Source organism: Mycobacterium kyogaense, assembly GCF_003254575.1.
Lineage (GTDB): Bacteria > Actinomycetota > Actinomycetes > Mycobacteriales > Mycobacteriaceae > Mycobacterium > Mycobacterium kyogaense.
The window spans coordinates 1-9495 of record NZ_QJUA01000081.1; the positions used below are offsets into that span (position 1 = coordinate 1).

Here is a 9495-nt window from a genome sequence, read left to right on the forward strand (position 1 = left end):
GCGGCGGGGCCATCGGATCGGCCGGCGGCGGGGGCGGCAGGAGACCGAGGGGTCCGGCCGGAGCGGGCGCCTCGTTGGCTGCCTCGTTGACGACGTTGCGGGGTGTTGCGGCGGAGAGCGGCCCGCCGCATACGGGCCAGGCGCCCTTGCCCTGAGTCGCCAGCACGCGCTCGGCAACCGCGATCTGCTCGTCCTTGGTGGCCAGGTGGGCTGCGGGAGCGAACTCGCTACCGCCGTGTCCGGACCAGGTGCCGGGGGAGAACTGCAGTCCGCCCTGGTAGCCATTGCCGGTGTTGATCGCCCAGTTGCCGCCGGATTCGCAGCTGGCGACCCTGTCCCATTCGCTGTCGGTGGCCGCGCCTGCGGTACCGGCCAGAGCCAGGCTGCCGCCTCCGATGACCGCGCCGGTGACGGCGATCTTGGCGACGCTGACAGAAGAAGTCGTGGGCTTGCGGTGCCGTCCACTCATAGGTGCGCGTGGTCCTCTCGTATGCGCCCGCGAGGTCAGCTGTCGGGTTCGGGCTGGAGAGGTCGCCCGGCCGGCGGCGTCGAGACGACGTCGGCTTCACCCCAAGGAGCCGAACTCGGCTCCAGGTCCTGTCGGTGGACCGGTGGGTCCCCCGCCTCCATCCAAAAGGTCTCGATCGTCCCGCGAACCAGCGGATGGAGCTCGGCGCAACTGGTTTCGCGACGAGCCGGTCAGTGGGGGCGACCGGCCTGGTCCAGAACGGTAACGGCTCGCCAGTTTCCCGTCACCTCGTCGCCATCGCCGTGTCGCCTACCTCGGCAAATACTAAAAATTCTCTAAAATGCCTGGCGGGCGCGTTGTTCCTGCAGGTGCCGGGCGTCGCTACCTCGCCGTAGCCATCCCGTGATCATTCCGTGATGTGACGTAAATCACGGAATACATCCGCGAGAAACGGTCATCTACCCACCAGCGAACGGCGGCAACACGTCGATCGTCTGCGCAGGCGCCAGCGGAGTCGTGATGTCACGCACGGCGATTCCGTCCCGCAGATACGAGCACCGCGCCAGGACGCGCGCCAGCTCCGGCCCCCGGGCGCGCAGCACCTCCACCAGGTCGGCCACCGTCGCAGCCTCATCCACGTCAACCGCTTCGTCGTCGACGCCTGCCGCTGCGCGCGCAGCGGCGAAGTAGCGCACCGTCACCGTCACGGGTCAGCCGCCGATCGCACTCATCGGACGGTCCGGCTGGACGAACCCCGGATCGTTGATGCCGTGCCCGGCCGCCTTGCCCCACATCGCGGCGCGCCACGCAGCTTCCACAGCGTCGTCATCGGCGCCGGAACGCATCAGATCCCGCAGATCCGTCTCGTCCCGCGCGAACAGGCAATTGCGTACCTGACCGTCGGCGGTGAGCCGGGTGCGGTCACAGCTGGCGCAGAAAGCATGCGACACCGATGCGATGACGCCGACATCGCCCACTACCGCGCCATCGGAGTCGCGTACCTGCCACAGCTCGGCGGGGGCCGAACCCCGCGGCCCTGGATGCGGGGTCAGCACGAACTCGCGGCGCAACGCGGCCAGGATCTCGTCGGCGGTCAGCGCGTCCTCGCGCCGCCAGGAATGGCCGGCGTCGAGAGGCATCTGCTCGATGATGCGCAACTGGTAGCCCTGCGCGAGACAGAAGCGGAGCAGCGCGACCGCGTCGTCCCGTCCGTTGACCGGATCGAGGACAGCGTTGACCTTGACCGGCGCCAGCCCGGCAGCCTTTGCCGCCTGCAGACCGGCCAGCACGGCGTCCAGTCGGTCGCGCCGGGTGATCGCGGCGAAGCGCTGCGGATCGACGGTGTCCAGCGACACGTTGATGCGGTCGAGGCCGGCCTGCTCCAGCGCAGCCGCGCGTCCGGCGAGGCCGACCCCATTGGTGGTCAGCGTGATCTCCGGCCTGGGACGCAGCGCCGCCGTCGCCGCGATCACCTGCTCGAGGTGCGGGACCACCAGCGGCTCGCCGCCGGTGAAGCGCACGCTGGTGACCCCGAGCCGGGTCACCGCGAGACGGAGCAGCCGGACGAGCTCGTCGACGCTCAGCTTCTGGTCCGACGGCAGCCAATCCAGTCCCTCAGCGGGCATGCAGTAGGTGCAGCGCAGATTGCACAGATCGGTGAGTGACACCCTCAGGTCGGTGGCCACCCGGCCGAAGGTGTCGACCAGCGGTCCGTGCGCGGGTGCGCCTTGCGGCAGCCCCCGCACCGACGGCACGCCGAGTGCGACCGTGGTCATCGCGGGAACCCGCTCCCGGTGGGCACGCCCGGACCGTCGACCGGAACGATCTCCTTGCCCAGTGGCATCAACGAGACCGGGATCAGCTTCAGATTGGCCAGCGCCAGCGGGATGCCCACGATCGTGATCGCCATCGCGATGGCGGTGAGCACGTGCCCGATCGCCAACCAGATCCCGGCGATGAGCAGCCAGATGATGTTGCCGACCAGGGCGCCGGGGCGGACACCGGGCTTGTCGACGATCGTGCGGCCGAACGGCCACAGCGCGTACACCGCGATGCGCAGAGCCGCGAAGCCGAACGGAATCGTGATGATCAGGACGAAGCAGATCAGCGCGGCGACCAGATAGCCGAGCGCCAGCCACAGGCCGCCGAAGATCAACCAGATGATGTTCAGGATCAGGCGCATCTTCTTCCTCCCGCGGTCCGGCAAGCCTACCCAGTTAAGGGGGTGCTGGCTGCGGTGACGTCCGAGTAGGATCGTCCCGACGCGTCCCGACGCAGCCGGGGCGCTTCCTCTATGTAAACGGTCTGTACCCCGTGCGGGCGCGGACCTATCGGCTCAGACAGACAAGCAGGTGAGACCAGTGCCGACCGGCCGGGTGAAGTGGTACGACGCGGAGAAGGGCTTCGGATTCCTCTCCCAGGAAGACGGTGAGGACGTGTACGTGCGTTCCTCGGCGTTGCCCGCCGGTGTCGAAGGCCTCAAAGCGGGCCAGCGCGTCGAGTTCGGCGTCGCAGCCGGCCGCCGCGGCCCGCAGGCGCTGAGTCTGAAGCTGATCGATCCGCCGCCGAGCCTGACCCGGACCCGTCGTGAGGCGACCACCGTCGAGCACAAGCACAGCCCCGACGAGCTGCACGGCATGGTCGAGGACATGATCACCCTGCTGGAGGGCGCCGTGCAGCCCGAGCTGCGCAAGGGCCGCTATCCCGATCGCAAGGTGGCCCGCCGCGTCTCGGAGGTCGTCAAGGCCGTCGCCCGCGAACTCGACGCCTGAGTCGTCCGTCGCGTGACGGGGTAAGACAGAAGCCATGAGCTATGTGGCCGACCCGTCGAGCTCCGGCGGCGACTTCGACCGGGACACCGAATACATCTCCACCCGCATCACCGCGGACGGCCGGGACGGCTACCCGGTAGAGGCGGGGCGCTACCGCCTGGTGGTGGCGCGCGCCTGTCCGTGGGCGAACCGCACGATCATCGTCCGTCGGCTCCTCGGTCTCGAGGACGCGCTGTCGATCGGGTTCTGCGGGCCCACGCACGACGAGCGCAGCTGGACTTTCGATCTGGACCCCGATGGCGTCGACCCGGTGCTGGGCATCCACTTCCTGCGCGACGCCTACAACAAGCGCATCCCGGACTATCCGAAGGGCATCACGGTGCCCGCGATCGTCGACGTGCCGACCGGCGAGGTCGTGACCAACGACTTCCCTCAGATCACCATCGACATGTCCACCGAATGGACCGCGCATCACCGCGACGGCGCCCCGCAGCTCTATCCCGAGCCGCTGCGCGACGAGATCGACGAGGTGTCCCAGCGGATCTACACCGAGGTCAACAACGGGGTGTACCGCTGCGGGTTCGCGGGTTCGCAGCGGGCGTATGAGCGGGCCTACGACCGGCTGTTCACCGCGCTCGACTGGCTCACCGACCGGCTGGCAGATCAGCGCTATCTGGTGGGTGACACCATCACCGAGGCCGATGTCCGGTTGTTCACCACGCTGGCGCGCTTCGATCCCGTCTATCACGGACACTTCAAGACCAACCGCGCCAAGCTGTCAGAGATGGCGGTGCTGTGGGCTTATGCCCGAGATCTGTTCCAGACGCCGGGTTTCGGCGACACCATCGACTTCGTGCAGATCAAGCAGCACTACTACATCGTGCACAGCGACATCAACCCCACCGGGGTCGTGCCGAAGGGGCCGGATCTGGCCAACTGGCTCACCGCGCACGGTCGAGAAGCGTTGGGCGGCAGGCCTTTCGGCGACGGGACTCCACCGGGCCCGCCGCGCGAAGGAGAAGAAGTGCCCGCGGCCCACGCCGCTGGCTGACGTCGCGAAAGTGCCGCCACGGTAGTCGGAACGCGCCCGCCGCTACCGTCAATGCACTTTCGCGGCCATCAGCTCCAGCTCGTGCGCACCGACCACTCGGCGTGCGGGACGGGGAACTCGTTGCCGTCCTGATCGCGGACCAGTGTCGGCAGCTGCACCGCGAATCCGGTCAACCGGCCGCGCTGGGCGTCGACGGTCGGGATCGTCACCGCCAGCCGGGCGTTGGGCCGGAACTCCTCGACCACGTCGCCGTCCTCGTAGGCACGCAGCAGCACCCACGGCGCCTTCGCGATCTCGCTCGGCAGCGACAGCTGCACGGGGTGGCGGCCCGAGACGGGCAGCTCACCCTGATCCGCGGGCACCACACAGTCGGTGGGGTTGAGGACCTGGCAGAACCTGTAGGGGCCGACCCGGGTCAGCTGGCCCGCACTGAAGGCGGAGATCTCGGGCAGGTCGTGGCCCGCATCGCGGGACAACCGCCACACCAGGACGGCGGTCCCGACGGAAGCCAGCAGCGCAACGGCGACGAGGACGGCGAGGACGCGTTTCATTCGCCCGTCACCGCCGGCTCGGCGCGCACGCCCTCGGCGGCGGCGTGCACGGGACGGTTACCACCCAGTCCGGGAACCAGCGACTCCCCGCGGTAGCTGAAGATCGTCTGCGCCAGGCCGAGGATCAGCAGCGCGGTGATCGTCGTGAACCCGGCGTACAGCTCGGTGTAGATCAGTACGCCCGTCGCACCGCCCACCACCCAGGCCAGCTGCAGCAGCGACTCGGAGCGCCCGAACGCCGATGCGCGCGACTCCTCGGGCAGGTCGTCCTGCAGTGAGGCGTCCAGTGACGCCTTGGCGATGGCACTCGCGCCGGAGGTGACCAGTGTCGTGGCCGCGGCGACGAGGAGGCTGCCGGTGAGCGCGGTGGCCAGCGACATCGCGGTCACCGCGATGGCGCACCGCACCACCAACTGCGCGGGATGGCCGAGCTTGAGCCGCGCCGCGGTGAAGTTGCCGATGAAATTGCCGACGGCGGCCGCGGCGCCGATCAGACCCAGGATGCGCAGCTGCTCCCAGCCGCTGGCGTCATGCGCCTTGGCGACGAACGCCGGGTAGAGAAACAGGAAGCCGACCATCACCTTGACGGTGCAGTTGCCCCAGAGAGCGGCGATGATATTGCGGCCCAACGGTTGTCGCGCCTTCTTCGAGGCGGACGGCTCGCGGAACTGTCCGTCGGTGCGGCTGTGATAGCTCAGCGTCGCCGGGATCTCGCCCTCGGTGACCTCGACCCACTTGGGTATCCGCATCGCCAGCACCGCACCGGCCATCGACACCGCGACCACCACGTAGAGCGCGCCGGGCATCGCGAACAGCTGGAATCCCCACTCCGCCGCAGCGGCGATGCCCCCGCCGGCCATCGTCCCGCCGAGTAGGCCGAACATCGTCAACCGGGAGTTCACGCGCACCAGGTCGATGGTCGGGGGCAACACGCGCGGCGTCACCGCGCTGCGCAGCACCGAGAACGATTTCGAGAGCACCATCATGCCGAGGGCGCACGGATACAGCACCCAGGACGGGAAGCTGCCGGTCGCGCTGTCGAAATTCGCGATCAGGATCACCGCCAGCACGGTGCGCAGCCCGAACGATGCGGCCAGGGCGACGCGGCGGCCGTGTTGCAGACGGTCCAGAGCGGGTCCGATCAGCGGTGCGATGACCGCGAACGGGGCGATCGTGATGAGCAGGTAGAGCGCCACGCGGCTCTTGCTCTCGCCGGTGGCGGCGGCGAAGAACAGCGTGTTGGCCAGCGCGACCGCCATCGCCGCGTCGAGCGCGAAGTTGGCCACCACCGGCCACGTCAGCGCGGTCAGGCCGGACTTGTCGGCGCCGTCGGCCGTGGCCGCCCGGTGGACCAGCCCGTACATCTTCGAGCCCATCTCGCGGCTGCGCTGTGCCGCCGCGCGAGTGACCGTCACCTTCTCGGCGCCGACGGCCCGGTCGTCGTCGAACCGGTCGTAGGTGCGTCGACGGTCGTGCTCATCGAGCGGCGGCAACCACCGGTTTCCGCTCGAATTCGCCGTCGAGGACGCGCGCCTGCCGCCGGCGGCCACCGGGTCGCTGGGGTAGTTGGCCATCCCCGGGTGCTCCCCGACGGGGGGACGTGGCGGGTAGTAGCGTCCGCCGGTCGGACCGGCGGGGTCCTCCTGGGGATCCCGGTCGCGCCGCGCTCCTGTCACGCGCTCGATTCTCCCCCATGGAGGCGACAGCGGACGTGCAGCCAACCGGTGTGGCTCCCGACCGGCTCCGTCGGGCAAGATGAACACCGATGGACAGCGTCACCGAACCCTCTTCGCCGTCGGACGAGCCGCCAGTTGCGGCAGCCGAGCCGGCGGTCGAACCGACAGCCGAGGCTGAGGCCGCCGAGGCCGAACCGACGGCTGAAGCCGCCGAACCGGCGCCCGAGGTACCGGCCGAGCCTGAACCGATGTCCGCGGAGCTCGAGGCGATGCTGCTCGGCGCGGTCGACGACGCCCGCTCGGCGATCGCCGAGTTCAGCGGCGCCGACACCGTCGGCGATTACCTCGGCGCCGAGGTCGAGGATCCGTCCTCGGCGACCCACCGGTTCCTCGCGGAACTGCCCGGCTACCGGGGGTGGCAGTGGGCGGTCGTCGTCGCGGCCTGCCCCGGCGCCACACACGCGACGATCAGCGAGGTCGTCCTCGTCCCGGGCCCGTCGGCGCTGCTGGCGCCCGAGTGGGTGCCGTGGGAGGAGCGGGTGCGCGCCGGCGATCTCGGTCCCGGCGATCTGCTGGCCCCGCCGGCGGATGATCCGCGCCTGGTGCCGGGGTTCATGGGCACCGGCGACCCGCAGATCGACGAGGTGGCGGTCGAGGTCGGATTCGGCCGACGGCAGGTCCTGAGTCTGTGGGGGCGCACCGACGCGGCGCAGCGCTGGCACGACGGTGAGTTCGGTCCCGGCTCGGCGATGGCGCGCTCAACCCGCCGGACGTGTCGCGATTGCGGGTTCTACGTTCCGCTGGGCGGGGCGCTGGGAGTGGTGTTCGGGGTGTGCGCCAACGAGTACGCGGCCGACGGACATGTGGTCGACGCCGAATACGGGTGCGGGGCCCATTCCGACACGCCGGCGCCGAAGGGTGCGGGCTCGCCGCAATTCGACCCGTTCGACGACGGCGTGCTGGACCTGGTGGAGCGCACCGAAGAGCGCTCCTAGCGCTCGGCGGCCGCCTTGATGCGCGCCAGCGAGTCGTTCATGCCCTCGATCAGTTCCTGCTCGAAGCTGGTCTCTCCGCCCATGAACTTGTCGACCGCAAATGCCGACACCGCAGTGGTGGTGCCGTTCTCGGCTCTGCGGGTCTCCACCAGCCTTGTGCCGGCCTCGGTGGGTTCGAGTTCGTAGCTCCACACCGTGTGGTTCTCGCTGACCCTGAACGCCAGCTTCTTCTCGGGCACGAGCTCGGTGATGCGAGCGGTCGTGGGCCAGACCAACATTCCGCGACGATTCACGTTGACCATGCGGGCGCCCTGGCGCACTCCGCCGATCGCCTTCGTCCAGCGGCACTGGGGGCTCCACTGTGGCATCCGCTCCACATCGGAGACCAGCTTCCACACGGTCGAGACCGGTGCGTTGATGTCGATCTGCGCTTGCAGAATGGGCGCCGCCATGACGGTGTTCTCCTCTAGTCAGTCCAGACCGCTTTGTGCCCCGCGCGATCCGCGGCGCACGGCGTGACGTTGCCACAGAAAGATCGACGTGCCAAGAACACCCACCCCCAGCCCGGCCAGGCTGACGGGTCGCCACGGCGCCAATGCCTCGACCGTGAATGCGAGCAGTGTCGCGATCAGCCACCCGCCGGTGATCACGACGATCACCGGCCACGGGGAGGTCAGCGCACGCGGCAGCGGCGGCGGTTCGGGGGGCGTGGTCGTCATCGCGGCCCAACGTAACCGATCAGGCGTCGGTAGTGTCGATCGCCGTGCCCGCCGCCCTCGTCGTCGATGTCGACGACCCCGCCGACCCGCGACTGGACGATTTCCGAGACCTCAACAGCGTCGACCGGCGGCCCGATCTGCCCAGCGGTAAGGGTCTGGTGATCGCCGAGGGCGTCCTGGTGGTCCAGCGCATGCTGGCGTCCCGGTTCAAGCCGCGGGCACTGCTGGGCACCGACCGGCGTTTGACCGAGCTCGGCGCCGACCTCGACGGGCTCAGCGCGCCGTACTACCGGGCGAGCGCGGAGGTGATGGCCGAGGTGATCGGGTTCCACCTCAACCGCGGCGTGCTGGCGTCGGCGTCGCGCGCGCCGGAGTCGGCGGTGTCCGATGTGCTCGACGGGGTGCGGACGGTGGCGGTGCTGGAGGGGGTCAACGATCACGAGAATCTCGGCTCGATCTTCCGGAACGCGGCGGGTCTGGGGGTGGGCGCGGTGATCTTCGGTGCGGGCTGTGCCGATCCGCTGTATCGACGCGCGGTGCGCGTCTCGATGGGGCACGCGCTGCTGGTTCCGTTCGCGCGGGCGCAGAGCTGGCCGGGGGACTTGAACACGCTGCGCGACAGAGGGTTTCGTTTGGTCGCGATGACTCCGGGCGCCGGTGCGCAGCGGTTGGCCGACGCCTTTGCCGGGCTGGCCGGCGACAAGGTCGGCATCCTGGTCGGGGCGGAGGGGCCGGGTTTGGCCGAACACACGATGCGCGCGTGTGATGTGCGGGCTCGCATCCCGATGTCGCGCGGCACCGACTCGCTCAACGTCGCGACAGCGGCGGCGCTGGCCTTCTACGAGCGGGATAGGCTCGCGCCGTGACGCACCCCGAGCCGACGCCCTGGGGTACCGGGCTGACCGTCGCGGCATTCGTCGCCGCCGTGCTCGCAGCGGTACTCATCGTGTTGGGCATCGGGCTGATGCGGGTCAACCCGCTGCTGGCGGTCGGCTTGAATCTCGTTGCCGTGGGAGGGCTCGCCCCGACAGTGTGGGGTTGGCGCAAGGCGCCGGTGTGGCGCTGGTTCGTCCTCGGCGCCGTCGTCGGTGTCGCGGCTGCCTGGCTCGGGTTGCTAGCGCTGGCCGCCGCTGGAACGTACGCCTAGTAGTACGTCCTCCCACGCGGGGACCGTGGGCCGCGCCTTCTTCGGACGCGACGGCTTGGCCTCGGGGCTGGGCGTCTCGTCGACCGCCGGCTCGGGTTCGGGCGTCGGCGTAGGCA

General features: G+C 69.7%; 13 protein-coding genes and 1 riboswitch. Of the genes, 5 read left to right on the plus strand and 8 right to left on the minus strand.

The window, feature by feature from the left end:
- The 4 genes from DMB80_RS27335 to DMB80_RS27350 form a co-directional block, all read right to left on the minus strand.
- Positions 1-469 (minus strand): transglycosylase family protein (locus DMB80_RS27335; protein ID WP_162938732.1); only part of this gene is annotated, 469 nt, incomplete at its 3' end.
- 9 nt (positions 470-478) lie between these two features.
- Positions 479-681, minus strand: a riboswitch (cyclic di-AMP (ydaO/yuaA leader).
- Between the two features lie 246 nt (positions 682-927).
- Positions 928-1176, minus strand: a complete 249-nt coding sequence (locus DMB80_RS27340; RefSeq protein WP_046365862.1) for a MoaD/ThiS family protein — start codon at positions 1174-1176, stop codon at positions 928-930.
- Between the two features lie 3 nt (positions 1177-1179).
- Positions 1180-2244: a GTP 3',8-cyclase MoaA gene (gene moaA, locus DMB80_RS27345; protein WP_111512697.1), complete on the minus strand. Its 1065-nt coding sequence runs from the start codon at positions 2242-2244 to the stop codon at positions 1180-1182.
- Positions 2241-2651 (minus strand): YccF domain-containing protein, encoded by a 411-nt coding sequence (locus tag DMB80_RS27350; RefSeq protein ID WP_111512698.1) that lies wholly within the window; start codon positions 2649-2651, stop codon positions 2241-2243. Before DMB80_RS27350 ends, moaA begins: the two co-directional genes overlap by 4 nt.
- A 178-nt stretch (positions 2652-2829) precedes the next feature.
- Here DMB80_RS27350 and DMB80_RS27355 point away from each other — a divergent pair, with 178 nt between their 5' ends.
- Together DMB80_RS27355 and DMB80_RS27360 are read left to right on the plus strand one after the other, a co-directional pair.
- Entirely contained in the window at positions 2830-3240 is a 411-nt protein-coding gene (locus DMB80_RS27355) for a cold-shock protein (protein WP_046365859.1), read from the plus strand.
- A 34-nt stretch (positions 3241-3274) separates the two neighbouring features.
- Positions 3275-4291, plus strand: coding sequence for a glutathione S-transferase family protein (locus DMB80_RS27360; protein ID WP_111512699.1), 1017 nt, complete (start codon positions 3275-3277; stop codon positions 4289-4291).
- Between the two features lie 68 nt (positions 4292-4359).
- Here DMB80_RS27360 and DMB80_RS27365 read toward each other — a convergent pair whose 3' ends face one another.
- Both DMB80_RS27365 and DMB80_RS27370 read right to left on the minus strand, forming a co-directional pair.
- Entirely contained in the window at positions 4360-4842 is a 483-nt protein-coding gene (locus DMB80_RS27365; RefSeq protein ID WP_111512700.1) for a DUF2771 domain-containing protein, read from the minus strand.
- Positions 4839-6416 carry an MFS transporter gene (locus tag DMB80_RS27370; RefSeq protein ID WP_111512701.1) on the minus strand — a complete coding sequence of 526 codons (1578 nt, stop codon included), beginning with the start codon at positions 6414-6416 and terminating at the stop codon, positions 4839-4841. The genes DMB80_RS27365 and DMB80_RS27370 overlap by 4 nt, the downstream gene beginning before the upstream one ends.
- A 350-nt stretch (positions 6417-6766) precedes the next feature.
- Here DMB80_RS27370 and DMB80_RS27375 point away from each other — a divergent pair, with 350 nt between their 5' ends.
- A complete protein-coding gene (locus DMB80_RS27375; protein WP_111512705.1) occupies positions 6767-7513 on the plus strand; it encodes a DUF3027 domain-containing protein in 747 nt (248 codons plus the stop codon).
- Here the strand turns inward: DMB80_RS27375 and DMB80_RS27380 are convergent.
- Both DMB80_RS27380 and DMB80_RS27385 read right to left on the minus strand, forming a co-directional pair.
- Positions 7510-7965: an SRPBCC family protein gene (locus tag DMB80_RS27380; protein ID WP_111512702.1), complete on the minus strand. Its 456-nt coding sequence runs from the start codon at positions 7963-7965 to the stop codon at positions 7510-7512. The genes DMB80_RS27375 and DMB80_RS27380 overlap by 4 nt on opposite strands.
- An 18-nt stretch (positions 7966-7983) precedes the next feature.
- Positions 7984-8232 carry a DUF2530 domain-containing protein gene (locus DMB80_RS27385; protein WP_111512703.1) on the minus strand — a complete coding sequence of 83 codons (249 nt, stop codon included), beginning with the start codon at positions 8230-8232 and terminating at the stop codon, positions 7984-7986.
- A 44-nt stretch (positions 8233-8276) separates the two neighbouring features.
- Here DMB80_RS27385 and DMB80_RS27390 point away from each other — a divergent pair, with 44 nt between their 5' ends.
- On the plus strand, positions 8277-9098 hold the full coding sequence (locus DMB80_RS27390; protein ID WP_111512706.1) for a TrmH family RNA methyltransferase: 822 nt from the start codon (positions 8277-8279) through the stop codon (positions 9096-9098).
- Positions 9095-9379 (plus strand): DUF2537 domain-containing protein, encoded by a 285-nt coding sequence (locus DMB80_RS27395; RefSeq protein ID WP_111512704.1) that lies wholly within the window; start codon positions 9095-9097, stop codon positions 9377-9379. Before DMB80_RS27390 ends, DMB80_RS27395 begins: the two co-directional genes overlap by 4 nt.
- Positions 9380-9495: the final 116 nt, after the last annotated feature.

What these genes read in the sequence shown, in the direction of transcription:
- DMB80_RS27350 (WP_111512698.1), bottom strand. Translation starts at nt 2,651, where the DNA reads ATGCGCCTGATCCTGAACATCATCTGGTTGATCTTCGGCGGCCTGTGG.
- DMB80_RS27370 (WP_111512701.1), bottom strand. Translation starts at nt 6,416, where the DNA reads ATGGCCAACTACCCCAGCGACCCGGTGGCCGCCGGCGGCAGGCGCGCG.
- DMB80_RS27380 (WP_111512702.1), bottom strand. Translation starts at nt 7,965, where the DNA reads ATGGCGGCGCCCATTCTGCAAGCGCAGATCGACATCAACGCACCGGTC.
- DMB80_RS27385 (WP_111512703.1), bottom strand. Translation starts at nt 8,232, where the DNA reads ATGACGACCACGCCCCCCGAACCGCCGCCGCTGCCGCGTGCGCTGACC.
- DMB80_RS27375 (WP_111512705.1), top strand. Translation starts at nt 6,767, where the DNA reads ATGTCCGCGGAGCTCGAGGCGATGCTGCTCGGCGCGGTCGACGACGCC.
- DMB80_RS27360 (WP_111512699.1), top strand. Translation starts at nt 3,275, where the DNA reads ATGAGCTATGTGGCCGACCCGTCGAGCTCCGGCGGCGACTTCGACCGG.
- DMB80_RS27365 (WP_111512700.1), bottom strand. Translation starts at nt 4,842, where the DNA reads ATGAAACGCGTCCTCGCCGTCCTCGTCGCCGTTGCGCTGCTGGCTTCC.
- moaA (WP_111512697.1), bottom strand. Translation starts at nt 2,244, where the DNA reads ATGACCACGGTCGCACTCGGCGTGCCGTCGGTGCGGGGGCTGCCGCAA.